At 70.6% G+C, this 25,357-nt stretch carries 25 protein-coding genes; 14 read left to right on the top strand and 11 right to left on the bottom strand.

Features of this window, described 5'->3' with window-relative positions; genetic code table 11:
- The first annotated feature begins 153 nt into the window (after positions 1–153).
- Positions 154–750, top strand: coding sequence for a PadR family transcriptional regulator (locus QDS12_RS01570; protein ID WP_279876447.1), 597 nt, complete (start codon positions 154–156; stop codon positions 748–750).
- Between the two features lie 13 nt (positions 751–763).
- The gene (locus QDS12_RS01565; protein WP_279876446.1) at positions 764–1,846 is read left to right on the top strand and encodes an inositol-3-phosphate synthase; all 1,083 of its coding nucleotides are present in this window, start codon (positions 764–766) and stop codon (positions 1,844–1,846) included.
- Between the two features lie 106 nt (positions 1,847–1,952).
- Here QDS12_RS01565 and QDS12_RS01560 read toward each other — a convergent pair whose 3' ends face one another.
- Together QDS12_RS01560 and QDS12_RS01555 are read right to left on the bottom strand one after the other, a co-directional pair.
- Positions 1,953–2,435, bottom strand: coding sequence for an SRPBCC family protein (locus QDS12_RS01560; RefSeq protein WP_279876445.1), 483 nt, complete (start codon positions 2,433–2,435; stop codon positions 1,953–1,955).
- Between the two features lie 51 nt (positions 2,436–2,486).
- Positions 2,487–3,914 carry a CCA tRNA nucleotidyltransferase gene (locus QDS12_RS01555; RefSeq protein WP_279878447.1) on the bottom strand — a complete coding sequence of 476 codons (1,428 nt, stop codon included), beginning with the start codon at positions 3,912–3,914 and terminating at the stop codon, positions 2,487–2,489.
- Positions 3,915–3,988: 74 nt separating this feature from the next.
- Here QDS12_RS01555 and QDS12_RS01550 point away from each other — a divergent pair, with 74 nt between their 5' ends.
- The 7 genes from QDS12_RS01550 (at position 3,989) to trxA (ending at position 12,540) form a co-directional block, all read left to right on the top strand.
- Positions 3,989–6,190, top strand: coding sequence for a DUF6049 family protein (locus QDS12_RS01550; RefSeq protein ID WP_279876444.1), 2,202 nt, complete (start codon positions 3,989–3,991; stop codon positions 6,188–6,190).
- Positions 6,183–7,805 (top strand): murein biosynthesis integral membrane protein MurJ, encoded by a 1,623-nt coding sequence (gene murJ, locus QDS12_RS01545; protein WP_279876443.1) that lies wholly within the window; start codon positions 6,183–6,185, stop codon positions 7,803–7,805. Before QDS12_RS01550 ends, murJ begins: the two co-directional genes overlap by 8 nt.
- 55 nt (positions 7,806–7,860) lie before the next feature.
- Positions 7,861–9,681: a protein kinase family protein gene (locus QDS12_RS01540; RefSeq protein WP_279876442.1), complete on the top strand. Its 1,821-nt coding sequence runs from the start codon at positions 7,861–7,863 to the stop codon at positions 9,679–9,681.
- Complete coding sequence (gene sigM / locus QDS12_RS01535; RefSeq protein ID WP_279876441.1) at positions 9,678–10,346, top strand: RNA polymerase sigma factor SigM; 669 nt, start codon at positions 9,678–9,680, stop codon at positions 10,344–10,346. The genes QDS12_RS01540 and sigM overlap by 4 nt, the downstream gene beginning before the upstream one ends.
- Before the next feature lie 78 nt (positions 10,347–10,424).
- Complete coding sequence (locus QDS12_RS01530) at positions 10,425–11,042, top strand: hypothetical protein (protein WP_279876440.1); 618 nt, start codon at positions 10,425–10,427, stop codon at positions 11,040–11,042.
- A gap of 70 nt (positions 11,043–11,112) precedes the next feature.
- Complete coding sequence (gene trxB, locus QDS12_RS01525) at positions 11,113–12,117, top strand: thioredoxin-disulfide reductase (protein ID WP_279876439.1); 1,005 nt, start codon at positions 11,113–11,115, stop codon at positions 12,115–12,117.
- A gap of 93 nt (positions 12,118–12,210) precedes the next feature.
- Positions 12,211–12,540 carry a thioredoxin gene (gene trxA, locus QDS12_RS01520; RefSeq protein ID WP_279876438.1) on the top strand — a complete coding sequence of 110 codons (330 nt, stop codon included), beginning with the start codon at positions 12,211–12,213 and terminating at the stop codon, positions 12,538–12,540.
- 48 nt (positions 12,541–12,588) lie between these two features.
- On the opposite strand, the gene QDS12_RS01515 is transcribed toward trxA, so the two are convergent.
- Complete coding sequence (locus QDS12_RS01515) at positions 12,589–13,272, bottom strand: GNAT family N-acetyltransferase (protein WP_279876437.1); 684 nt, start codon at positions 13,270–13,272, stop codon at positions 12,589–12,591.
- A 101-nt stretch (positions 13,273–13,373) separates the two neighbouring features.
- Here QDS12_RS01515 and QDS12_RS01510 point away from each other — a divergent pair, with 101 nt between their 5' ends.
- A complete protein-coding gene (locus tag QDS12_RS01510; RefSeq protein WP_279876436.1) occupies positions 13,374–14,696 on the top strand; it encodes a PLP-dependent aminotransferase family protein in 1,323 nt (440 codons plus the stop codon).
- Positions 14,697–14,854: 158 nt separating this feature from the next.
- On the opposite strand, the gene QDS12_RS01505 is transcribed toward QDS12_RS01510, so the two are convergent.
- From QDS12_RS01505 to rpmH, 8 genes are all read right to left on the bottom strand, one after another.
- Positions 14,855–15,862 carry a ParB/RepB/Spo0J family partition protein gene (locus QDS12_RS01505; protein WP_279876435.1) on the bottom strand — a complete coding sequence of 336 codons (1,008 nt, stop codon included), beginning with the start codon at positions 15,860–15,862 and terminating at the stop codon, positions 14,855–14,857.
- Positions 15,859–16,797 carry a ParA family protein gene (locus QDS12_RS01500; protein WP_279876434.1) on the bottom strand — a complete coding sequence of 313 codons (939 nt, stop codon included), beginning with the start codon at positions 16,795–16,797 and terminating at the stop codon, positions 15,859–15,861. Before QDS12_RS01500 ends, QDS12_RS01505 begins: the two co-directional genes overlap by 4 nt.
- Before the next feature lie 161 nt (positions 16,798–16,958).
- Complete coding sequence (gene rsmG, locus QDS12_RS01495) at positions 16,959–17,708, bottom strand: 16S rRNA (guanine(527)-N(7))-methyltransferase RsmG (RefSeq protein WP_279876433.1); 750 nt, start codon at positions 17,706–17,708, stop codon at positions 16,959–16,961.
- A 65-nt stretch (positions 17,709–17,773) separates the two neighbouring features.
- Positions 17,774–18,274 (bottom strand): R3H domain-containing nucleic acid-binding protein, encoded by a 501-nt coding sequence (locus QDS12_RS01490; protein ID WP_279876432.1) that lies wholly within the window; start codon positions 18,272–18,274, stop codon positions 17,774–17,776.
- The gene (yidC, locus tag QDS12_RS01485; protein WP_279876431.1) at positions 18,271–19,233 is read right to left on the bottom strand and encodes a membrane protein insertase YidC; all 963 of its coding nucleotides are present in this window, start codon (positions 19,231–19,233) and stop codon (positions 18,271–18,273) included. Before yidC ends, QDS12_RS01490 begins: the two co-directional genes overlap by 4 nt.
- 22 nt (positions 19,234–19,255) lie before the next feature.
- Positions 19,256–19,516, bottom strand: coding sequence for a membrane protein insertion efficiency factor YidD (yidD, locus tag QDS12_RS01480; RefSeq protein ID WP_279876430.1), 261 nt, complete (start codon positions 19,514–19,516; stop codon positions 19,256–19,258).
- Positions 19,513–19,860 (bottom strand): ribonuclease P protein component, encoded by a 348-nt coding sequence (rnpA, locus tag QDS12_RS01475; protein ID WP_279876429.1) that lies wholly within the window; start codon positions 19,858–19,860, stop codon positions 19,513–19,515. Before rnpA ends, yidD begins: the two co-directional genes overlap by 4 nt.
- A gap of 42 nt (positions 19,861–19,902) precedes the next feature.
- On the bottom strand, positions 19,903–20,040 hold the full coding sequence (gene rpmH / locus QDS12_RS01470) for a 50S ribosomal protein L34 (protein ID WP_279876428.1): 138 nt from the start codon (positions 20,038–20,040) through the stop codon (positions 19,903–19,905).
- A 664-nt stretch (positions 20,041–20,704) separates the two neighbouring features.
- Here rpmH and dnaA point away from each other — a divergent pair.
- The 4 genes from dnaA (at position 20,705) to QDS12_RS01450 (ending at position 25,334) form a co-directional block, all read left to right on the top strand.
- A complete protein-coding gene (gene dnaA, locus QDS12_RS01465; protein ID WP_279878445.1) occupies positions 20,705–22,138 on the top strand; it encodes a chromosomal replication initiator protein DnaA in 1,434 nt (477 codons plus the stop codon).
- A gap of 473 nt (positions 22,139–22,611) precedes the next feature.
- On the top strand, positions 22,612–23,745 hold the full coding sequence (dnaN, locus tag QDS12_RS01460) for a DNA polymerase III subunit beta (protein WP_279876427.1): 1,134 nt from the start codon (positions 22,612–22,614) through the stop codon (positions 23,743–23,745).
- 54 nt (positions 23,746–23,799) lie between these two features.
- Positions 23,800–24,702 (top strand): phosphogluconate dehydrogenase (NAD(+)-dependent, decarboxylating), encoded by a 903-nt coding sequence (gene gnd / locus QDS12_RS01455; RefSeq protein WP_279876426.1) that lies wholly within the window; start codon positions 23,800–23,802, stop codon positions 24,700–24,702.
- Entirely contained in the window at positions 24,699–25,334 is a 636-nt protein-coding gene (locus QDS12_RS01450) for an HAD family phosphatase (RefSeq protein ID WP_347882177.1), read from the top strand. The genes gnd and QDS12_RS01450 overlap by 4 nt, the downstream gene beginning before the upstream one ends.
- Positions 25,335–25,357: the final 23 nt, after the last annotated feature.

Here is a 25,357-nt window from a genome sequence, read left to right as displayed (position 1 = left end):
GGTGAACAGGGTACGCACTGTCCCCAGCGATCGCAGATCCCCGAAGTACGCCGCGCCCCTGTCCCACCCTCGCGAGCCGTTCCTCGACTCCGACATGACCCGCCGATGTACCGGGGGTTCGCAACACGCGGATATATCGCTACGATAGGTCGCATGGCACGTCGCGCAGAGACCATCGAGCTGGCAGTCCTCGGACTGCTGCACGAGGGTCCTATGCACGGCTACGAGCTGCGCAAGCGGCTCAACCTCATGCTCGGCTGGGGAAGGGTGCTGTCCTACGGCTCGCTCTACCCCACCCTGAAGAAGATGCTGCGGGCCCACCTCATCGAGGAGGAGACGGCGTCGGTCACCCCGGTGACCCGTCGCCCGCGGATCGTCTACAGGGTGACCGAGGCGGGCCATCGGGAGTTCGAGCGCTTGATGTCGGAGGTCGGTCCCACCGCATGGGAAGACGACAACTTCGACATCCGGTTCGCGTTCTTCGGTCGCACCGACATGGAGATCCGGCTGCGCGTCCTCGAGGGACGCCGTACCCGCCTCCAGGAGCGGCTGGACCGCGTTCAGCGCGAGCTGTCGATGACCCAGGCGGAGGTCGACCGGTACGCCGCCGAGCTGCAACGGCACGGCGTCGAACAGGTCGAGCGAGAGGTGCGGTGGCTCTCCGACCTCATCAACGCCGAGAGGAACCCTTCAACACATCCGATTCAGCGGAGCTCCACCGAGAGCGACCCGCACGCTTCTCAGAACTAGGAAGGGAGCCCTGATGGGTTCGGTACGTGTAGCAATCGTGGGAGTCGGCAACTGCGCCAGCTCCCTCGTCCAGGGTGTCGAGTACTACGGGAACGCCGACGCGTCCTCGACGGTGCCCGGCCTGATGCACGTCAAGTTCGGCGAGTACCACGTCGGCGACGTCGAGTTCGTCGCCGCGTTCGACGTCGACGACAAGAAGGTCGGCAAGGACCTCTCCGAGGCCATCAACGCCTCCGAGAACAACACGATCAAGATCGCCGACGTCCCGTTCAAGCACGTCGAGGTCCAGCGCGGCCCGACGCTCGACGGCCTCGGCAAGTACTACAAGCAGACGATCGAGGAGTCGGCCGCCGAGCCGGTCGACGTCGTCAAGGTGCTCAAGGACGCCCAGGTCGACGTCCTCGTCTCCTACCTGCCCGTGGGCTCCGAGCAGGCCGACAAGTTCTACGCCCAGTGCGCGATCGACGCCGGCGTGGCCTTCGTCAACGCCCTCCCTGTCTTCATCGCCTCCGACCCCGAGTGGGCCAAGAAGTTCGAGGACGCGGGCGTCCCGATCGTCGGTGACGACATCAAGTCGCAGGTGGGTGCCACCATCACCCACCGCGTCATGGCGAAGCTGTTCGAGGACCGCGGCGTCGCGCTGGACCGCACCTACCAGCTCAACGTCGGCGGCAACATGGACTTCAAGAACATGCTCGAGCGTGAGCGTCTGGAGTCCAAGAAGGTCTCGAAGACCCAGGCCGTCACGTCCAACCTCAAGGGCGAGCTCGCCGGCAAGGTCGAGGACAAGAACGTCCACATCGGCCCGTCCGACTACGTCCAGTGGCTCGACGACCGCAAGTGGGCCTACGTCCGCCTCGAGGGTCGTGCGTTCGGTGACGTCCCGCTCAACCTGGAGTACAAGCTCGAGGTCTGGGACTCCCCGAACAGCGCCGGCATCATCATCGACGCCGTCCGCGCCGCGAAGATCGCCAAGGACCGCGGCATCGGCGGCCCGATCATCCCGGCGTCGGCGTACCTCATGAAGAGCCCGCCGGTCCAGATCGAGGACACCGAGGGTCGCGCCCTGCTGGAGAAGTTCATCTCCGGCGAGTGACCCCTCGTTGGTCGACTAGCGAGCGCCACCTAGCGCATCGAGACTACGAAGGCCCCGCCTCCCGTCACCCGGGAGGCGGGGCCTTCGCCTTCGTGTCGGGTGAGGGTCAGCCCTCGAGCTCGGCCTTGATGCGCTCGAGCGTCCGGCTCATCCCCTCGAGGAGCTCCGGGACGAAGGCGGCCTGACCGCCGAGAGCGGCGCCGACCAGGGCGTTGGAGACCGGCGAGATCCCGTGCGGCGTCTCGCGCCGGTGGGTGATGAACGTGCCGCCGTCGGCGGTCGGCTCGAGCTGGAACGACCACACCGTGCGGTTCTCGCTGATGCGGAAGGCGAAGTCGCGGTGCGGCTCGAAGCGGACGACCTTCGCGGTGGTCGGCCAGTGCTTCCAGCCCTGGTGGTTGAGGTTGAGGAAGCGGGTGCCGCGCCGCACCGGGCCACGGAGCACGAACGTCCTCACCACCTGCGGGCTCCACTCGCCCATCCGGGCGACATCGGTCACGAGGGCCCAGACCTGGGCGGGCGCGGCTGCGACGGTGAGGGTGGCCTTGAGCTCGGACCCGGTGGCGGAGGCGGCGGCTGTGGTCGTCATGCCGCCACACGTTACTGACCAGTCACTTCCGTGGCGAGGTGCTGATCGTGATCAGCCGCGGGCCGCCCACCACTCGCGGAGCCGGGCCTCGGCTTCCTCCGGCGACATCGGACCCTCGTCGAGGCGCAGGTCCATGAGGTAGCGGTAGGCCTCGCCGACCTCGCGGCCGGGGGTGAGCCCGAGGATCGCCATGATCTGGTTGCCGTCGAGGGCCGGCCGCAGCGAGGCCAGCTCCTCCTCCTCGGCCAGCCGCTCGATGCGCTCCTCGAGGGCGTCGTAGGTGCGCCAGAGCCGCTCGGCCTTGCGCCGGTTGCGGGTGGTGCAGTCAGCACGCGTGAGGATGTGGAGGCGCTGCAGCTCGTCGCCGGCGTCGCGGACGTAGCGCCGTACCGCCGAGTCGGTCCACTCGCCCGAGCCGTAGCCGTGGAAGCGCAGGTGGAGCTCCACCAGGTGGGCCACCGCGTCGATGTCGGCGTTGGAGAACTTCAGCGCCTGCATCCGCTTGCGGGTCAGCTTGGCGCCGACGACGTCGTGGTGGTGGAACGTGACGGTGCCGTCGTCGACGAAGCGCCGCGTCTTGGGCTTGCCGACGTCGTGCATGAGGGCGGCGAATCGGGCGATGAAGTCGGGTCCGCCGCCCGGGAGCCGCGACTCGAGGTCCATGGTCTGCTCGAGCACGGTGAGGGTGTGCTCGTAGACGTCCTTGTGGCGGTGGTGCTCGTCGCGCTCGAGCCGCAGGGCCGGCAGCTCGGGGATGACCCGGTCGGCCAGACCGGTGTCGACGAGCAGGGTCAGCCCGCGCCGTGGGTGGGGCGCGGTGACCAGCTTCACGAGCTCGTCGCGGACCCGTTCGGCGCTGATGATGGAGATCCGGTCGGCCATCTCCGTCATCGCGGTGACGACCTCGGGCGCGACGTCGAAGCCGAGCTGGGCGGCGAACCGCGCGGCGCGCATCATCCGCAGCGGGTCGTCGGAGAAGGACGCCTCCGGAGTCCCCGGGGTGCGGATCACCCGGGTGGCCAGGTCGACCACGCCGCCGTACAGGTCGACGACCTCGCGGCCGGGCAGCCGGACCGCCATCGCGTTGACGGTGAAGTCGCGGCGGCCGAGGTCGCCGGCGAGCGAGTCGCCGAAGTCGACGTCGGGCTTGCGCGAGCTCGGGTCGTAGGTCTCCGAGCGGTACGTCGTCACCTCGACCTGCCACGGCCCCTTGCGACAGCCGATCGTGCCGAAGTCGCGGCCCATGTCCCAGGTGGCGTCCCCCCACCGCTTGAGGATCGCCTCGGTGTCGTCCGGGCGCGCCGACGTCGTGAAGTCCAGGTCGTTGTGCTGGCGGCCGAGCATCGCGTCGCGGACCGGCCCGCCGACGAGGGCCAGCTCGTGGCCGGCCGCGGCGAACAGCTCGCCGAGCTCGTCGATCACTGGTCCGATGCGGTCCAGCTCGGCGGTCACCGAGCGTTGCACGTCGGCGATCGTCAGGGGCGGGAGGGCAGTTTCGGACACGGGTGAGCAGTCTAAGAGACCACTCAGACGCGGCCGATATCCTCGCCTGCATGCCTCGACCCCGAGCGGCGCTTCGTCGCGCCCAGACCGCCGTGCTCGCCGCGGTGCTCGGGGGACTCCTGACGGTGCTGATCGGGCTCATCGGGCTGGTGCCGGCTCCGGCGCACGCGGCGGACCGGACGGACGACGCCGCGCCGCTCGCCGTCACCATCGACACGCTGACCCCGTCGGCGATGACGCCGCACCGGGGTGGGACGGTCACCGTCACCGGCACCGTGACGAACACCGACGACCAGCCCTGGGTCGACGTGACGCTGTACCCGTTCGCGTCCGCCGCGCCCATGACGACCACCGGCGAGCTGGCCGCCGCCGCCGGGGTCGACCAGACGGTCGAGGTCGGTCCGCGGATCCTCACCGACCTGGTGCGCATCGGCGACCTCCAGCCTGGCGAGGCCACGCCCTACACGCTGATCGTCCCCCGCAAGGACCTGCCGTCGACCCAGCCGGGCGTCTACTGGTTCGGGGTCCACGCCCTCGGCTCGGGGCCCGACGGCAACGACAAGGTGGCGGACGGCCGCGCCCGGACGTTCCTGCCGCTGCTGCGCGGGAACACCGCCCCGGTCAGTGCGGCCGTGCTGGTGCCGCTGCGGGCCCACGTGGTGCACAACCCGGACGGCTCCGTCGCCGACCTCGACGCCTGGCAGCGGCTGCTCTCGCCGACCGGCCGCCTCGCCCGGGCGCGGGAGGCGGCGACGTCGAGCGGCGGCCAGTCGCTCAGCTGGCTGGTCGACCCCGGGGTCGTCGACGCCGTGCGCCAGCTCGCGGCCGGCAACCCGCCGCGCAACATCGCGCCGACCGAGAAGTCCGACGGCGGCGCGACCGAGTCCGCCTCGCCGACCCCGTCGCCATCCGCCGAGCCGGACCCGGCGGCCGACTCGCAGACGACGACCGTGGCGACGCTCGCCAGCAGCTGGCTCGACGCGATCCTGCCCGTGCTCAAGCAGTCCGAGGTGCTCGCCCTGCCGTACGGCGACCTCGACCTGTCCGCTGCAGCCGCTCATGACCCCGAGGTCTACGAGACCGCCCGGAGCAGGAGCGTCGCCCTCTTCGAGGGTCTCGGCATCACCGCGACCCAGGTCAACGCCCCGCCGCGTGGCGTACTGAGCCCCGACGCGCTCACCATGACGGAGACCGGGACGCCGATGGTGCTCTCCGACGCCGCGCTGCCGGAAGACCTCGCGTCGACCGGCAGCGCCGCACCGGCCGTGCTCAGCGCGGGCGCGTGGCGGGTCGCCGTCTCCTCCAGCGCCGCCGCCAGCGGCGGGCCCGGCCCCGACGACCCGCTGGCCGGCGTCTCCCTGCGGCAGCGCGTGCTCGCCGAGGCCGCCGTACGCGCCCTGGACCCGACCCACCCGCCGCTCGTCGTGACCCTGCCCGAGCGGTGGCACGTGGCCGACCCGGCCGGCTTCGTGAGGGGCCTCTCGCAGCCGTGGCTGCAGCTCAACGGCTTGGGGGCGGCGATGAACAGCCAGCTCGCCACCCAGGTGGACGAGAAGGACCTGCACTACCCGGCGAGCGCCGCGCGCGAGCAGCTCCCCGGCACCCGGTTCGCCTCCGCCAACGCGCTCATGAGGACCGGCCGCACGCTGCAGCGGGTGCTCGCCCGCAACGACACGGTCGCCGCCGAGGTCGTCGACGAGGCCCTCACCGACCTGGGCTACCCGGCCCGCGACAGCGTCAGCGACGGTGCCGCCTCCTCGCGCGGCTGGATCGAGACCCAGCTCGGCCAGATCCGGGTGCAGGCGCCGTCGGGCGTGACCCTGTCCGGTGCGTCGGGGCGCTTCGCCGCCACGGTCGTCAACGGGCTCGACCAGCCCGTGACCGTCGCGATCCGCGCCCTCCAGAACGACCCCGGCATCGCCGTCTCGGCGCCGCGCTCGGTCCAGATCGCCGCGCTGGGGCGGATCACCGTGCTGCTGGACGCGAAGGCCACCCGCGCCGGCGTCCACAACGTGCAGCTGCAGCTCGTCGACTCCGACGGCACCCGCCTCGGCGAGTCGGTGCGGGTGCCGATCCGGGCCGCCCATGTCAGCCGGATCATCTGGCTCTTCCTCGCCGTCGGCGGCGCCCTGCTCTTCGGGGCCATCGCCGTCCGACTGGTGCGCCGCGTGCGCGCCGCCCGCCGACCCGACCTCCCGGACGACGACGCTCCGGCCGCCCGATCGGAGCACCAGGTGCATGCCGGTGAGTGAGCAGCAGTCAGTCCTCCGCAGCAGCGCCGTGATGGCGGCCGGCACGCTCGTCTCGCGGGCGTCCGGGTTCGTCCGGTCGGCCCTCCTCGCCGCGGCGCTCGGCAACGCCATCCACGCGGACGTGTTCAACATCGCCAACACGATCCCGAACATGCTCTACATCCTGCTGGCCGGCGGCGTCGTCAACGCCGTGCTGGTGCCGCAGCTGGTCAGGTCCCTCAAGAACGACCCGGACGGGGGCGAGGCCTACACGAGCCGGGTGATCACCCTCGTCGGCGTCTTCCTCGCGGCGGTGACCGTGGTGCTGATGCTCACCGCGCAGTGGTGGATGCGGATCTTCGTGTCGAACTCGTGGAGCGCGGCGTCGTACGACTCGGCGGTGACGCTGGCCCGCTACTGCCTGCCCCAGGTGTTCTTCTACGGCATGTTCGTACTCGTCGGGCAGGTGCTGAACTCTCGGCGCTACTTCGGCCCGATGATGTGGGCGCCGATCGCCAACAACGTCATCTCGGTCGCCGTGCTGATCACCTACCTGGTGGTCTTCGGCCCGGACGACCCGCTGCACGGGGCCTTCACCGGCGGGCGCGGCCTCCTCATCGGTGTCGGCTCGACCCTCGGCATCGTCGCCCAGCTGCTCGTCCTCGTGCCCTACCTCCGCGCGGCGGGGGTGTCGCTGCGCCCGCGCTTCGACCTGCGCAACTCCGGGCTCGGCCACACCCTGCGGCTCGGCGGCTGGACGGTGCTCTTCGTCATCGCCAACCAGATCGCGTACGCCGTCGTGGTGCACCTGGCCTCGACCGGTACGGCGGACCGCACGTCGACCGGCACCGGCTACACCGTCTACGGCCAGACGTTCCTCATCATCATGGTCCCGCACGCGATCGTCACCGTCTCGCTGGCGACCGCGATCCTGCCGCGGATGTCGTCGTACGCCGAGGCCGGCGACCGGCGCGGCCTGGCCGGCACGCTCGCGCCGACCCTCCGCACGGCGCTGGCCGTGATGATCCCGTTCGCCGCGTTCCTGCCCCTGGTCGCCAGCCCGGCCGCCCACGTGCTGTGGGGCTACGGCGCCGCGAGGGCCGACGTGCAGAACTACGTGCCCACGCTGGTTCTCTTCGGCCCCGGGCTGGTGTTCTTCACCGTCCACTACCTCCTGCTGCGCGGCTTCTACGCGCGCGAGGAGAACCGCGTCGTCTTCTACATCCAGTGCGCCGTGGCCGCGACCAACATCGTCGCCGCGCTCGTGCTGGTGAGCCTGGCCTCCGACAAGCAGACGACTCCGGCGCTGGCGATCGCCTACGGCCTGTCGTACGCCGTCGGCGCGCTGGTCTCCTACCTGACGCTGTCGCACCGGCTCGGTGGCCTCACGACCCGCACGCTGCTGCGCTTCCTCGTCCGGCTGGCGCTCGCCGTCGTCGCGGCGGTCGCCGTGGCCCTCGCGGTCGTCCTGGTCGTGCCGGGAATGTCCGACACCTACGGCCTGGCCGGCTCGCTCGTCCAGTGCGCGGTCGTCGGCGCGGTCGGCCTCGGGGTCCTGCTCGTGGTCGCCCGCGCGATGCGGATCACCGAGCTCACCGACGTCGTCGACACGATGACACGACGTCTGGGACGTTGATCGTCCTACGATGGCGACCCGACGGGGTGCGGGTCGGTCACCGGGGGGAGGTGCCATGACGAGGAAGCGTCCTGGGGACGTGCTCGCGGGGCGCTACCGGCTCGACGACCTGCTCACCGAGTCAGGGCAGGGCCGCTTCTGGCGGGGCCACGACCGGGTCCTCTCCCGGCCGGTCGCGATCCACGTCATCGACGCCCACGACGAGCGCGCGGAGCGGCTCCTGGACGCCGCCCGCGAGTCCGCCGGCATCGTCGAGCCGCGTCTGCTCCGGGTGCTGGACGTCGAGAACGACGGCGAGATCTGCTACGTCGTCAACGAGTGGGGCAAGGGCACGTCGCTCGACCACCTCGTCGCCGCCGAGGGACCGCTCCCACCGCGGCGCGCCGCCTGGATCGTGGACGAGGTCGCGAGCGCGCTGGAGACGGCGCACGACCGCGGTGTCGCGCACGGCCGGCTGAACCCCGAGAACGTGCTCATCGACACGACGGGCTCGGTCCGGATCATCGGCTTCGCCGTCGAGGCGGCGCTCTACGGCCTCGACGGCGACCGGATCGGCATCGACGTGGTCGACCTGGCCGGCCTCCTCCACTTCGCGTTGACCGGAAAGTGGCCGGGGCTCTCGGAGTCCGCCGTGCCGCGGGCCCCGCGCGAGCAGCACGGGACCGAGTACCGCGTGCTGCGGCCGCGGCAGATCCGGGCCGGCGTACCGCGGGTCCTGGACGACCTGGTCGACGAGGTGCTGAACCGGTCGCACGGCCGGCACGCCGGACCCAACACCGCCGGCGAGATCCACGCCGTGCTCGCGGGCTACGTCGGCGACCGCAACGGGCTCTCCGACGAGCTCGCCGACAACTCGCCGACGTCGGTGGTCGGCCGGACGCCTGCGCCTGCGCCGGCACCGGCTGCCGAGCCGGAGGAGGCGGCGGCGCAGGAGGAGTCCGAGCAGGACGAGCCGCCGGCCGCCGCCGAGCCCGAGGCGACCGTGGCCGGCCTCCCGGTCTTCGACGACACGGAGGCCCCCGGGGCGCAGGACCCCGCCGATACGCCGTACGACGCCTGGTTCGCGCCTCGCGAGGACGCGCCGGAGCCGCCGCCACCGCTCGAGCCGCCGCCGGAGCGACCGTTGTTCGCGCCCGAACCGTCCGACGGCGCACCGGCCCGCCGCGCGCGTCCGTCGACCCCGTCGACCGCGTCGACCTCGGAGCGGGCGGCCGACTCGGCGGCGTACTGGCCGTTCGACGCGGAGCCCGAACAGCCGCCGGTCCCGGGACGGCGCTGGCTGCGGCTCGGGCTGCTGCTCGGCGCCCTGCTGCTGCTCGTCATCGGCGGCATCGTCGCCTGGCAGGTCCGGGACGGCGGCGACCACGCCGCGGACACGCCCACGACGTCGCCCCGGGCGACCCCGACCTCCACACCCGCGGCCCGGCCGATCTCCGGCACGACGGCGAACGACTTCGACCCGCTCGGCTCGCCCCCGGCCGAGAACAGCGACCTCGCGCCCCGGGCCGTCGACGGCGACCCCTCGACCAGCTGGCGCACCTCCACCTACCGGCAGAACCTCGGCCCGGGTGGCATCAAGAGCGGCGTCGGGCTCATCGTCGACCTGAAGACCGCGCACCACGTCTCGCGCGTCGACCTGACCTTCGCGCAGCCGGGCGTCGGCGTCTCGATCTACGTCGGGGCGTCCGCCCCGACGTCGGCGGACGACCTCGGCACCCCGGCGGCCAGGGCCACGGCGGCGGAGCGGACCCAGGTCCCGATCGACCCGGCGGCGACCGGCCGGTTCGTCACGGTCTGGCTCACCTCGCTGCCGCAGGTCGCCGGCGGCTTCCGGGCCGAGCTGTCCGAGGTCTCCGTGATCGGCACGCGGGCGTGACCGACCGGGCGGACGGGCGCCCCGATCGTGAGCTGCTCGCCGCCCACGTCGCCGGCGACCGCGACGCCTTCGCCGAGCTGTTCGCCCGGCACCGCGACCGGCTCTGGGCAGTCGCGCTGCGCACCATGGGCAACCCCGAGGACGCGGCCGACGGGCTGCAGGACGCGCTGGTGGCGGCGTACCGCCGGGCCGGGACGTTCCGCGGGGATGCGGCCGTCAGCACCTGGCTGCACCGCGTCGTCGTCAACGCCTGCGTCGACCGCCTCCGCGCCGCATCCGTACGACGCACCACAGCCCTGGCCGACGACCACGACGCTCCTCTCCCGGCCGCGGCCGCTGACGCGAGCGACCCGGCGCTCGCCGCCGAGCGCTCCGACCAGCGCCGCCTCGTGCTGGCCGCCCTCGGCGAGCTCCCGGCCGACCAGCGTGCAGCGCTCGTGCTCGTCGACATGGAGGGCATGCCCGTGCTCGAGGCGGCGGCCGTGCTCGACGTACCGCTCGGCACGCTGAAGTCCCGATGCTCCCGCGGCCGGGCACGGCTGGCGGTGCTGCTGCGCGACGCCGGGGTCCTGGACCCGGTGCCGCCGGTCGCCGCCGAGGGGAACCAGCAGCCGCTCCCGCCCGTCCCATCCGCGGACCCGCCCGCCCGGGCGCCACCGGGCTGAGCCTCGCTGGCGGCGGTGAGCCATCAACCGTCTCCGAGCCGCCCGATGCACGACCCCCAGAGCCCAGAGAAGGACGACATGCCCGACACCCCCGACGAGGAGCTGGTTCGCCGGCTGCTCGCCGACGCGCGCGCCGACGAGCCGATGCCGGCCGACGTCGCCGCGCGGCTCGAGGGTGTCCTCGACGACCTGGCGGCCGAGCGGCGTGAGCAGTCCGCCGCCACCCCGCTCCGACGGGCGCATCCCGTCGGTCGCCGGCGCCGCTGGGCGACCGCTCTCGTCGCCGCCGCCGCCGTCGTGGTCGGCGGAGTGAGCCTGCGCGCGCTGTGGCCCGAGGGACCGGGGTCGTCGGCCTCCGACAAGTCCTCGAGCGCCTCGTCGGGCGGCCGGGCCGCGTCCCCCAGCGCCGAGCAGGCGGTGCTGCCGGAGCTGCACAGCGCCACGCTCGAGGCCGACGTACGGCGGGCCGTCGTCGTCCTGCCGAGCACCGGTGCGGCGCTCTCGCAGCCGTCCGCGCCCCCCGACTTCGCGTGCGCCGGCGCCGACTGGGGCACCGGATCCGTGCACCCGGTCATGTTCGACGGCCGGGCGGCGATGCTGGCGCTGCGCCCGCCGGCGCACGGCCGGCAGAAGGCCGAGGTCCTCCAATGCGGAACCGCCGACGTCCTCGCGTCGGTGACGCTTCCGGCTCGCTGACGGCGTGACCGGACACGGAACAAACCTCACCTAGGATCCGTTGGAGCCAAGGAGTCAACCGAGGAGAGCAATGACCGACCAGTCCGAGCCGCGCAACGTCATCATCATCGGGTCCGGCCCGGCCGGCTACACGGCCGCCGTGTACGCCGCCCGCGCGTCGCTGGCGCCCCTCGTCTTCGAGGGATCGGTGACCGCCGGTGGCGCCCTGATGAACACCACCGAGGTCGAGAACTTCCCCGGCTTCCGCGACGGCATCATGGGCCCGGAGCTCATGGAGAACATGCGCGCGCAGGCCGAGCGCTTCGGCGCCGAGCTCGTCGCCGACGACGTCATCGAGGTCGACCTGACCGGGGAGGTCAAGAAGGTCGTCACCTACGGCGGCACGTTCTACGCCAAGGCCGTCATCCTGGCGATGGGCTCGGGCTACAAGAAGCTCGGCCTGCCCAACGAGGACGCGCTGTCCGGCAAGGGCGTCTCCTGGTGCGCGACCTGCGACGGCTTCTTCTTCCGCGAGCAGCACATCGCCGTCGTCGGCGGTGGCGACTCCGCCATCGAGGAGGCGACCTTCCTCACCCGCTTCGGCTCGAAGGTCTCCCTCATCGTCCGCCGCGACGAGCTGCGCGCCTCCAAGATCATGCAGGAGCGCGCTTTCGCCGACCCCAAGCTCGAGATCGAGTGGAACAGCGTCGTCGACAGCATCAACGGCGACGACCGGCTCACCTCGCTCACGCTGAGGGACACCATCACCGGCGAGACCCGTGAGCTCCCGGCCACCGGCCTCTTCATCGCGATCGGTCACGAGCCGCGCTCCGAGCTCCTGACCGACCAGGTCGACCTCGACGCCGAGGGCTACGTCCTGACGCACACGGGCTCGACCGCGACCAACCTGCGCGGCGTGTTCGCCGCCGGCGACCTGGTCGACCACACCTACCGCCAGGCGATCACCGCCGCGGGCTCCGGCTGCGCCGCGGCGCTCGACGCCGAGCGGTTCCTCGCGATCCTCGAGCACGAGACGGCCGCGGCCCGCCGTGCCGCCGAGGAGTCCGAGGTCGACGCGGCGTTCGCCGACGCCTGAGCCGCAGGCGTACGTCGGCCGGGAATGCCCGACGTACGCCGTAGGTTCTCTCCACAGACGTTTCGTTCAACCGACACCGAAGGGTGGCCCGAAGTGGCTGACAACATCTCCGCCGTGACCGACGCCGAGTTCGACAGCGCGGTCCTCAAGTCCGACAAGCCCGTCCTGGTGGACTTCTGGGCCGAGTGGTGCGGCCCGTGCAAGCAGGTCGCCCCGATCCTCGACGAGATCGCCGGCCAGCACGGCGACAAGGTGACGTTCCTCAAGATGAACGTCGACGAGAACCCGGTCACTCCGTCGAACTACCGCGTCACCGGCATCCCGACCATCAACGTCTACCAGGGCGGCGAGGTCGTGAAGTCCATCGTCGGTGCCCGCCCGAAGGCCGCGATCCTCAACGAGCTCTCCGAGTTCATCGCCTGATCGCTGGTCGACCGGCCCGAGCCGCTCGGCGAGGGCATCGAGACCCTCTCACTGCCCCGGCACCTCACGGTGCTGGGGCAGTGGCGTCTTCGGGGTCCCGCGGGTCGCCTTCGGCGCCGGCTGCTTCGGCCGTACGACCCCCAGCAGCCGCTCGAGCGCCCCCTCGACCTCCTCGCGCCACCGCACGGCGCCCTTCAGCTCCATCCGCAGCCTCGGGGCCGTCGGGTGTGCGCGGTGGGTCTTGAAGCCGACCCGCGCGAGGAACTGCTCGGGTGCTGCGCACCGCTGCCCGTGGACGCCGCTCCTGAACCCGCGGTCACCGAACGCCTCCACCGCCCTGATCCCGCCGCGCTCGATGAGGTCGCGGGCCATGCCCTGGATGAGCATCCGGCCGAGCCCCCCGCCGCGGTGGTCCGGGTGCACCCACGCGGTGGTCAGCAGCACGGCGTCAGAGGAGATCGGCGCGGTCGGGAAGCTCGCCGCGCCGGGCACGAACGCCTCGGGCGCGTAGACGACGTAGCCGACCGGCCGGTCGTCGACCAGGACGACCCGTCCGCACGAGCCCCACTCACGCAGGACCCCGGAGAGCCACGCCTCCTTCTCGTCGGTCTCCTCGCCGTCGCACACCTGGGCCCGGCGTACGGGGTCGAGCTCCCAGAACAGGCAGCTGCGACAGGGCGCACGGAGCTCCTCGAAACGGTCGAGGGTGAGCCTGGCAACCTTCCGGGACACGCGATGCCCTCCTGGTCCTCCTGCCGGCGGCGCAGATGTGACGCGACCGTTGTCCGAGACGGTGTACGTCGGCGCGGGTCATCGTTCATGCTAGGAGGATCATGGAATCTCTGCCATCCTCCGTGCCCACGCGTCAACCGTCAGTCCTCGACCCCTACGTCGACCGGTACGCAGCCCGCACGGCAGGGATGACCGCCTCCGAGATCCGCGCCCTCTTCGCGGTGGCGTCGCGGCCCGAGGTGGTCTCGCTGGCCGGTGGCATGCCGAACATCTCGGGCCTGCCGCTCGACGTCGTCGGTGGTGCCATCGCCGACCTGGTCGCGACCGACGGCCCCACGGCGATGCAGTACGGCTCCGGTCAGGGTGTCCCCGAGCTGCGCGAGCAGATCTGCGACGTGATGCGGCTCGAGGGCATCGCAGCGCACGCCGACGACGTCGTCGTGACGGTCGGCTCGCAGCAGGCGGTCGACCTCGTGACGCGCGTGTTCTGCGACCCCGGCGACGTGGTCATCTGCGAGGCGCCGTCGTACGTCGGCGCCCTCGGCGTCTTCAAGGGCTACCAGTGCGAGGTCGTCCACGCCGACATGGACGCCGACGGTCTCGTGCCGCAGGCGCTGCGCGACGCCATCCGGGCGACGAAGGCCGCCGGCAAGACGATCAAGTTCCTCTACACGATCCCGAACTTCCACAACCCCGCCGGCGTGACGCTGTCGGTCGAGCGCCGCCACGAGATCGTCGAGATCTGCGCCGAGGAGGGCATCCTCATCCTCGAGGACAACCCCTACGGCCTGCTCGGCTTCGACCGTGACCCGCTCCCGGCGATGCGGTCGCTGCAGAGCGACAACATCATCTACCTCGGGTCGTTCTCGAAGACCTTCGCGCCGGGCTTCCGCGTCGGCTGGGCGCTCGCCCCGCACTCGGTCAGGGAGAAGCTGGTGCTCGCGCAGGAGAGCGCGACGCTGTGCCCGCCGCAGTTCAGCCAGATGGCGATCTCGGCCTACCTCTCGGTGCACGACTGGCAGGGTCAGATCAAGCAGTTCCGCGAGATGTACCGCGAGCGCCGCGACGCGATGATCGGCGCCCTGTCCGACATGATGCCGGCGTCGGTCCGCTGGAACGTCCCCGACGGCGGCTTCTATGTCTGGCTCACCCTGCCGCCGGGCGTCAACGCCAAGGCGATGCTTCCCCGTGCCGTGACCGCCCGCGTCGCGTACGTGCCCGGCACCGCCTTCTTCGCCGACGGCTTCGGCTCGTCGTCGATGCGGCTGTCCTACTGCTACCCGACGCCCGAGCGGATCCGCGAGGGTGTACGTCGCCTCGCCGGCGTCATCGAGGCCGAGCTCGAGCTGCTCGACACGTTCGGCGACACCCGCGAGTTGCGTCTCGGCGCCGGTCTCGACAACCCGGGTACCGACGTTCACTGACGCTGGGACGGAGTACCCGGTTCACCGGGTACTCCGTCACTTCCGGGGCGTCATGGCACCCCGGGAGTTCCGTTCTACCCGGTGAACCGGGTACTCCGTCCGCAGGGCGATTCGTCGCTTTGTCGACAAACCGACTTATCGCTAGATCGATCTGCGGGTCAGATCGGGCGGTCGGTGCGGTTGCGCGGGTCGATGATCTCGACGATCCGACGCAGGTCGTCGAGCGTCGCGAACTCGATGGTCACCTTGCCCTTGGCCCGGCCCAGGTCGACCTTGACCCGCGTCTCGAGGCGGTCACCCAGTCGGTCGGAGATCTCCGCCAGGCCCGGGGCGACCGGCTTGGCGCGCACGGTCCGCTGGGGCTTGCCGTCGGTGCCGTCGCCGACCGCCACGATCTCCTCGAGCGCGCGGACGCTGATGCCCTCCGCGACGACCCGCTGCGCCAGCCGGTCCTGGACCCCTGCATCCTCGACGGCGAGCAGGGACCGGGCGTGGCCGGCGGACAGTACGCCGGCAGCCACCCGGCGCTGGACGGCGGGGGAGAGCTTGAGCAGGCGGATGGTGTTGCTGATCTGCGGACGCGAGCGACCGATCCGGCTCGCGAGCTCATCGTGCGTGCACTCGAAGTCCTCGAGGAGCTGCTGGTAAGCCGACGCCTCCTCGAGGGGGTTGAGCTGGGCGCGGTGGAGGTTCTCCAGCAGCGCGTCGCGCAGCATCGCCGTGTCGTCGGTCTCGCGCACGATCGCGGGGATCGTGTCGAGCCCTGCCTGCTGGGTCGCGCGCCACCGACGCTCGCCCATGACGAGCTCGTAGTCGTCGTCGCCCGTCTTGCGCACGACGACCGGCTGGAGGAGGCCCACTTCCTTGATCGAGTGGACCAGCTCGGCCATGGCTTCCTCGTCGAAGACCTGGCGCGGGTTGACCGCGTTCGGTCGGATCGACCCGACCGGGATCTCGGCGAAATGAGCCCCCTCGACGGGCGCCAGCACCGATTCTTCGATCTGGCGGCCGTTCGTGGGGGCGATGGACCCGGGGTCCGCGGTGTGGCTGTTCGTCGATCCTGGGGCAAAGTCCGGATCCCGGACGTCCTGGTTGACAACCGGGGCCGTGGGAATGAGCGATCCTAGCCCTCGACCGAGGCCGCGCTTGGCCGCAGGCTTGTTCATCTGCTCACTCCGTTCGAGGCGATCTCACGGGCCGCCTCCAGATAGCTGAGCGCGCCCGGTGACCCGGGATCGTAGGTCATCACCGTCTGGCCGTACGACGGCGCCTCCGAGACGCGCACCGAACGGGGGATGTAGGTGCGCAGCACCTGGTCGCCGAAGTGCGCCTTGACCTCCTCGGCCACCCCCGACGCCAGTCGCGTGCGGGCGTCGTACATGGTGACCAGGATGGTCGACACGGCGAGCTCGGGGTTGAGGTGGGCCCGCACCATGTCGACGGTCTTGAGCAGCTGGCCGAGTCCCTCGAGGGCGTAGTACTCAGCCTGGATCGGGATGAGCAGCTCGGCGCCCGCGACGAGCGCGTTGATGGTCAGCAGCCCCAGCGACGGCGGGCAGTCGATGAAGACGTAGTCCCAGCGGTCCTCGCCCGCCTCGTCGGCGGCGCCGACCCGCGCGTGGGCGCTCAGGGCCCTCTGCAGCCGACTCTCACGCGCGACGACGCTGACGAGCTCGATCTCTGCGCCGGCGAGGTCGATCGTGGCGGGTACGACGTCCAGCCCGGCGATCTCGGGGGAGGGGACGACGACGTCCTCCAGGGGGGAGCCGTCGACGAGGAGCTCGTAGGTGCCCGGCGTCCCCTGGAAGTGTTCGATGCTCAGCGCCGTCGAGGCATTGCCCTGCGGGTCCAGGTCGATGACGAGCACCCGCTGGCCCAGCTGGGCGAGTGCCGCAGCCACGTTGACGGTCGACGTCGTCTTGCCGACGCCACCCTTCTGGTTCGCGACCACGAAGATCCGGGTCGCCACCGGTCGCGGGATCGCCGGCCGGTTCTGGGATCCGATGCGCGCCAGGACGCTGTTCTCTGCTGCCCGCGCGAGGGGAGTCTCGCTGTCAGCGAGGTCCACGGAGAACGCCGCGAGGTCGGCCGCGGTCTTCACCTGGAACGTCGTCCCGGTCCGTGTTTCACGTGAAACATCGTCCGCGCCTGCATTGCCATCCTGTGGATGAGACACACCGTTCTGTGGATATTCACGCTCAGAGGGCACGGTTCCACCGGTGGAAAACTCCGGCTGGCCGATGTTGCGCTGGTCCCCGTCGGTCACGCGTTCCGCCTCCGGTCTCGTTGTCTACGCTTCTTCTTCGCCGAGCCCGTCGGCCGCCGAGCAGAGGGCAAAGATACCTTCGCCGGATCTGCCCAGGCCACCCGGACGCACAAGGTCGTCGACTCCACCAGGCCGGATCCGAGCTCGGAGATCGAGGGCTCGGCACAGCCGAGCTTGTCCAGCACCGGTCGCGCCTCCTCGATCTCAGCGGCGATCCCCGAGCCCTTCATGGCGACGAGCGCACCTGTCGGCGCGACGAGCGGCATGGACCACTCGAGCAGTCGGCCCAGGGGAGCGACGGCACGGGAGGTCACCACGTCGAAGGTGCGGTGACCGTGCAGCGCGTCGGCACGCCCGCGGACCACCTCGACGTTCGCCAGGCCCAGGTCGGCGACGACTTCGCTGAGGAACGTGGTCCGGCGCAAGAGCGGCTCGATGAGGGTCACCTCGAGCGACGGACGGACGATCGCCACCACCAGCCCGGGCAGTCCGGCGCCCGACCCGACGTCGGCGACGGTCCCGCTCTCCGGGAGGGCAGCCGCGAGAGCCGCACAGTTGAGGATGTGGCGGTCCCACAGCCGATCGACCTCCCGGGGCCCGATTAGGCCACGGACGACGCCGTCGTCCGCGAGCCAGCCGCCGTACCGCTCGGCGAGTGGCAGCCGCTCAAGAGGAAACACCCTCCCTGCCGTGTCCGGCATCGCCGGGGGCAGGGAGGGTGCTCCGTGGTCTGTCTGGTCAGTCATCGTGGTCGATGTTTCACGTGAAACGGGCCGGCCGCAAGCCGGGGGTTTCACGTGAAACGAGGCCGTCAGGCCGGCTGGACGACCACGTAGCGCCGCGGCTCGACGCCCTCGGACGAGGACGTCAGGCCCGCGCTGGCGACGGCGTCGTGGACGACCTTGCGCTCGAACGGCGACATCGGGTCGAGCGCGACGGGCGCACCCGTCGCGTTGACCTTCTCCACGGTCTCCGCAGCGACCTTCTCGAGCGCCGTGCGCTTGTCGGCGCGGAAGCCCGAGATGTCCAGCATCAGCCGCGAGCGCTCGCCGGTCTCGCGGTAGACGGCGAGGCGGGTCAGCTCCTGGAGCGCGTCGAGGACCTCACCATCCCGCCCCACGAGCTGCGAGAGCTCAGCGCCGACGATCGACACGGCCGCACGGTCGCCCTCGACGTCCATGTCCAGATCACCGTCGAGGTCGGCGATGTCCAGCAGCTCCTCCAGGTAGTCGGCGGCGATGTCGCCCTCCTGCTCGAGCTGCTTCACGCGGTCGGCGTCGTGGCCGGTGGGGTCGGTGATCTCCTCGGTCATGGGTTGTCGTCCTTCTTCGGCTGGTTCGGGCGGGAAGACTTGCGCTGCTCGCGCGACTGGCGCTTCGGCTGCTGGCGCTGGGCGGGCCGGCGATCGGCCTCGGGGACGTCGGTCGCGGGAGGACCGTCCACGGCGACGACGCCGTGACGGGCGGCCTTCGCCCGGTCGCGCTCCTCCTTGGCCTTCGCGGCAGGAGTGCCCGGCGCGGGGTTGTTGCGGATGACGTAGAACTGCTGGCCCATCGTCCAGATGTTCGAGGTCGTCCAGTAGAGCATCAGACCGATCGGGAACGCGATACCACCGACGGCGAAGACGATCGGGAGCACGTAGAGCAGCAGCTTCTGCTGCTGGGCGTACGGACCGCTCATCGCGTCGGTCGGCATGTTCTTGCTCATCAGCTGACGCTGCGTGGTGAAGGTCGTCGCCGTCATCGCGATCACCAGGATGATCGCGAGGACCACGACGTTCGTCGTGGTGTGGTTGGTCAGCGACTCGGAGATCTTCGCGCCGAAGATCTCGCCGTTCTGGATCTCCTTCGCGTCGGCCGTCGTCAGGAAGCCCTTGGCCTCGCCGTTCGCGGCGTTGCGCAGCAGGTGGAACAGCGAGAGGAAGATCGGCATCTGCAGGATGAGCGGCAGGCACGAGGCGAACGGGTTCGTGCCCGTCTCCTTGTAGAGCTTCATCGTCTCCTGGGCGAGACGCTCACGGTCGTGGCCGTACTTCTTCTGCAGCTCCTTCACCTTCGGCTGGATGAGCTGCATGTTGCGGCTGGACTTGATCTGCTTGACGAACAGCGGGATCAGCAGCGCCCGGATCGTGACCGTGAGGCCGATGATCGCCAGCGTCCACGCCCATCCCGACGAGATCGGCAGCAGGGCGAAGAGCCGGTGCCAGGCCAACCAGATCGCCGAGATGGCGTAATAGAGCGGGGTGCCGATGGTGCTCAGCAGATCTCCCACGAGGTCAGGGCTCCTAACGGGGTCAGTGGGACGTGCCCGTGCGCACACGGGAAGGTCGAGGGGCGGGGACCGGGTCGTAGCCGCCAGCGGCCCAGGGGTGACAGCGCCCGACCCGGCGTACGGCCAGCCAGCTCCCTCGCAGGCTGCCGTGCACCTGAACCGCCTCCAGCGCGTACGCCGAGCAGCTCGGGTGGTAGCGGCACACCTGTCCGTAGAGCGGGCTGATCAGCAGCCGGTAGGCCTTCAGCAGGCCGATGAGCAGGTATTTCACCGGATCGATCACGAGGTCACCCGCTCCCAGCAACGAGCCAGGTCAGCGCGTAGTTCCTCGTAGTCGGCGCCGGCAGCCGCCGGGAGCGCCCGGACCACGAGCACAGCAGAGCCCGGGAGCGGCGTCTCCGTGACGGAGAGCTGCTCCCGGGCCAGGTGTCGAAGTCGCCGCTTCACGCGGTTGCGGGTCACCGCCGGTCCCACGGCCTTGCTGACGACGAAGCCGACGCGCACCGGTCCTTCACCCTCGAGGCTCTCGAGGTGGAGGACCAGCGTGCGGCTGCCCGCGCGGCGGCCACCGCGAACCGCTGAGGCGAAGTCAGCGGCGTCGGTGAGCCGGTGAGCACGGGCCAGCACAGCAGTGCGCCGACGCGAGGGTCAGCGGGGGACCGGGCCGACTCAGACGGCGAGGGTCTTGCGGCCCTTGCGGCGGCGAGCCCCAAGGATCGCGCGGCCGGCGCGGGTGCGCATGCGCAGGCGGAAGCCGTGCGTCTTGGCGCGACGACGGTTGTTCGGCTGGTACGTACGCTTGCTCACGAGAATTCCTTCGGTGGATCGGGTTGGCGTGTCGCCCGGCAACAGTCGGCAGCACCGTGATCCACTGTGCAGACCACGGTGGATCGACCCGGTCGGCTGGCACCGCCCGCCCGCGGTCGAGCCCCGAGGCATCGGGGTTCCGTGGACATGCGGCGTCGGTCGACGCTCTTTTCTGCTACCGGCGACCGCCCAACGGTACGCGGTGGCAACTCACAGGGTCAAACCACGGCGACCCTCCCGGTCACTCCTTCGGACAGTACCCGCGGGACGATCGTCGTGGCCTGTGGACAACGGGTTGCTCGGAACCAGCCGCGAGGGTTAGTTTCCTCAGGTACCGAGGTTCCCTGCCGTCGCCGAGAAACCTCGGACGCTTCCGCGGGGGGAGCAGCCGGAAGATCACTCGGAAACCGCTCTGACCTGCGAAGATGTCCGAGGATCCCGATCGGCGCCGTGTCTCGGTCCGGCTCGGTCCACACAGTGCGAGTCGGGTTCACAGCTTGTGGACAAACTTGTGGAGACCATCACGACCACGATCGATCGCGGCCGTCGTACCGACGCCTGCGACTCCTGACAGGGAAGGCTGACCAGCGTGGACGACACGTCAGCTCCGGAGCCGGCGACGACAGGACCAGAGGGGTCGGCGAGCGACTCCGGCGAGGCGTCGCTGGAGTCAGCGTGGTCGGCCGTGGTCCGCGAGCTCCAGCCCAGCCAGCAGGCCTGGGTGCGGACCAGCCAGCCCGTCGCCATCCACGGTGACACCGCGATCATCGCCGTCCCCAACGACTTCACGCGCAACCGGCTCGAGGGTGCACTCCGCAAGGACCTCGAGGACGCGCTGAGCCGAGAGCTGGCCCGCGAGGTCAGGATCGCCGTCACGGTGAACCCCGAGCTGGAGATCCAGCCGATCGTCTCCATGGAGGCGCCGACGGCACCGCAGGCCCCGCTCGACGAGCAGCTCGGCAGCTCGTCAAGTCCACAAGTCGATATGTCGACAATGCCCGATCTGGGCGCGGTGCCGTCGACCCCGCCGCCAGGGGGAGACGCCCGGCCGAGCGCGCTCGAGACCAGGCTCAACCCGAAGTACACCTTCGAGACCTTCGTCATCGGCTCGTCGAACCGCTTCCCGCACGCCGCGGCCGTGGCCGTCAGCGAGGCACCCGGCAAGGCCTACAACCCGCTGCTGGTCTACGGGGAGTCCGGGCTGGGCAAGACCCACCTCCTCCACGCCATCGGCCACTACGTCCGCAGCCTCTACAACGGGGCGAAGGTGCGCTACGTGAGCTCGGAGGAGTTCACGAACGAGTTCATCAACGCGATCCGCGACGACCGGCAGGACCGGTTCAAGCGCCGCTACCGCGACGTCGACGTGCTGCTCATCGACGACATCCAGTTCCTGGAGGGCAAGACCCAGACGCAGGAGGAGTTCTTCCACACGTTCAACACGCTCCACAACGCCAACAAGCAGATCGTGCTCACCTCCGACCGCGCACCGAAGCGGCTCGAGGCTCTGGAGGACCGGCTGCGCAACCGGTTCGAGTGGGGCCTGATCACCGACGTCCAGCCGCCCGACGTCGAGACCCGCATCGCGATCCTCCGCAAGAAGGCGGCCATGGACCGGCTGACCGCGCCGCCGGACGTGCTCGAGTTCATCGCCACGAAGATCCAGACCAACATCCGCGAGCTCGAGGGTGCGCTGATCCGGGTCACGGCGTTCGCGAACCTCAACCGCCAGGAGGTCGACATGACCCTGGCCGAGATCGTCCTCAAGGACCTCATCCCCGAGGGCGGCGAGCCGGAGATCACCGCTGGCCTCATCATCGCCCAGACGGCCGCCTACTTCGGGCTGTCCATCGACGAGCTCACCGGGCCGTCGCGCGGCCGGCACCTCGTCATGGCGCGTCAGATCGCGATGTACCTGTGCCGCGAGCTCACCGACATGTCGCTGCCCAAGATCGGCGCGCAGTTCGGCAACCGCGACCACACGACCGTCATGTACGCCGAGCGGAAGATCAACCAGCTGCTCGCCGAGCGCCGCGCCGTCTTCAACCAGGTCAGCGAGCTCACCAACCGCGTGAAGCTGCAGGCGCGCCAGACCTAGGCCCCCGACGGCAACCGTGTTCGAAGTCCCCCGCGACCCAGCTCGCGGGGGACTTCCGTCTTCCCGCGCGACATCACGAGACTTGTGTAGTTCGAGGGCCGAACAGTCGGAATTACACGGGGAGGATCTGAGGACGAGCCCGGGAGGAACCCACACAGCGACCACGCCGCTCACACGACCCGTCGTCTCTCCACGACCGAATCCACATGCCCTGTGCGCACCGTTCCGGCCCGCGACCTGCAACGACGTCGGTTCTCCACAGTTTCCACGGACCCTATGACTCCGTCGGACCTACATCCTGATCGATCCTCCGTGAAAACCCACAACGCCCCTTTCCTGGGGACAACAGCCCGCGAACGACAACTTGTGAGCCTTCCTTTCACCCGCCCGTGCCGAGCGTCCCCATCGCGTGGCAGGATTCAGATCCCACGCCTGGAGCACCACCCACGCCCGAGCAAGAAGGACCACACATCGTGAAGTTCCGCGTCGACCGCGACGTGTTCGCGGATGCCGTCGCCTGGGCTGCCCGCAGCCTGCCCGTCCGGCCGAGCACTCCCGTTCTCTCCGGACTCCTCATCGAGGCGAGCGACGAGGGCCTGGTGCTGTCGACCTTCGACTACGAGACGTCGGCCCGCGCCACGCTGTCCGCCGAGGTCTCCGACGAGGGCAAGGCGCTCGTCAGCGGCCGGCTGCTCGCCGACATCGTCCGCAGCCTGCCGGCGAAGCCGGTCGAGCTCACCCTCGACGGTGCCCGCGCGAGCCTGACCTGCGGCTCGGCGCGCTTCAGCCTCCAGACCATGCCGGTCGAGGACTACCCCACGCTGCCCGAGATGCCGACCGCGGCCGGCACCGTCAAGAGTGACGTCTTCGCCCACGCCGTGTCCCAGGCCGTGACCGCCGCAGGCCGTGACGACATGCTGCCGGTGCTCACCGGCGTCCGGCTGGAGATCGACGGCTCCACGATCTCGCTGCTCGCGACGGACCGCTTCCGGCTCTCCATCCGCGAGCTCGAGTGGAACCCGAGCACCCCCGACGAGACGCTCGCCGCGCTCGTCCCCGCGAAGGTGCTCGCCGACACCGCCAAGTCGCTGACCAACGGCAGCGAGGTCACGATCGCCCTGTCGACCGGCGGTGCCGGCGAGGGCATCATCGGCTTCGAGGGCGCCGCAGCGGGCGGCGTACGACGGACCACGACCCGGCTGCTCGACGGGGAGTTCCCGAAGGTGCGCAGCCTGTTCCCCAACGAGCACCTCACGAAGGCGCTCGTCGAGAAGGCGGCGCTGGTCGAGTCGGTCAAGCGGGTCTCCCTGGTCGCGGAGCGCAACACCGCAGTGCAGCTGAAGTTCTCCGACGGCGTGCTGACCCTCGACGCCGGGTCCGGCGAGGAGGCCCAGGCCTCGGAGTCGATCGAGGCCGACATCCAGGGCGAGGAGCTGACCACCGGCTTCAACCCCCAGTTCCTGCTCGACGGTCTCACCGCCATCGACCAGCCCACCGTCGAGCTCGCGTTCACGCAGGCATCGAAGCCCGTCGTCCTCAGCGGCTCGGCCGCCGACGCGGACCCCGGGTTCCGCTACCTGCTGATGCCGCGTCGCCTGCTGTCCTGATCTCGGCCCCAAGTGGGCACCAGGGAGATCGGGACCAACCACGAGAGGATCGCCATGCACATCGGACTCGTCGGCCTCGGGAAGATGGGCGGCAACATGCGCACGCGTCTGCGCAACGCCGGCCACACCGTCGTCGGTTATGACCGCAACCAAGACCTGACCGACTCGAGCAGCCTGTCCGACATGGTCGAGCAGCTGCGGAAGCTGGGTGACGGCCCGACCGTCGTCTGGGTGATGGTGCCGGCGGGCGAGCCGACCCGGTCGACCATCGCCGAGCTCAAGGAGATCCTCGACGAGGGCGACCTCGTCGTCGACGGCGGCAACAGCAAGTACACCGACGACGCCCTCAACGCCGCCTCGCTCGGCGAGAAGGGCATCGGCTTCGTCGACTGCGGCGTCTCCGGTGGCGTGTGGGGCCTCCAGAACGGCTACGCGCTGATGTACGGCGGCAAGGCCACCGAGGCCGAGAAGGTCATGCCCGCTCTCGAGGCGCTCAAGCCCGAGGGCACCGACGACGGCCTGGTCCACTGCGGCGAGACGGCCGGTGCCGGCCACTTCGCCAAGATGGTCCACAACGGCATCGAGTACGCGATGATGCAGGCCTACGCCGAGGGCTGGGAGCTGCTCGACAAGGTCGACATCGTCCAGAACGTGCCCGAGATCTTCGCGTCGTGGCGCACCGGAACGGTCGTCCGCTCCTGGCTGCTCGACCTCCTCGTCGACCAGCTCCGCGCCGACGAGCACCTGGACAAGATCAGGGGCTACGCCGAGGACTCGGGCGAGGGCCGCTGGACCGTCCAGGCCGCGATCGACAATGCGGTCCCGATGCCGGCCATCTCCGCGTCGCTCTTCGCCCGCTTCGTCTCCCGCCAGGAGGACGACGTGGCGATGAAGGCGATCGCCGCAATGCGCAACGGCTTCGGTGGCCACGCCGTCATCTCCGAGTCGGAGGCCTGATCGCCCTGTCGGCCAACGGCATCCGACACGTCCTCCTCGACGCGGACGGCGTCCTGCAGCACCGGCCCGGTGGGTGGGAGTCCGCGTTCGAGGAGTGGCTCGGCGTACGCGCGAACGTGTTCCTGGAGGAGATGTTCGCCGCCGAGAAGCCCGCGATCCGGGGCGAGCGCGACGCCGTCGAGGTGCTCGGCGAGGTCCTCGACCGCTACGGCGTGACGGCCTCGCCGGACGAGGTCTTCGAGTCCGTCTGGCACCGCATCGAGCCGGTGCCGGCGAGTCTCGACCTGGTGCGCCGGCTGCGGGCCGCGGGGTTCGGGGTGCACCTGGGCACCAACCAGAGCCTGCGCCGGGCGGCGTACATGCGCGAGGAGCTCGGGTACGACGACCTCTTCGACGTGTCCTGCTACTCGGCCGAGCTCGGGCTGGCCAAGCCCGACCCGGCGTACTTCCGCAGGGCATTGGAGCTGATCGGCGCGCCGCCCGAGCAGGTCCTCTTCGTCGACGACGTGGAGCCGAACGTCGACGGCGCCCGCGAGGTCGGGATGGCCGGCATCCACTGGCACCTGCGTGACGGGCACGACCAGCTGGAGAAGCTGCTGGCCGAGCACGGCGTCGTCCCCGCTCCCGCTTAGAGTTGCCTCCGGACCGGCGTTCG

Source organism: Nocardioides sp. CER19, from assembly GCF_029846275.1.
In the GTDB taxonomy this organism is placed as follows: domain Bacteria; phylum Actinomycetota; class Actinomycetes; order Propionibacteriales; family Nocardioidaceae; genus Nocardioides.
This window is presented reverse-complemented; position numbering and strand designations above follow the sequence as displayed.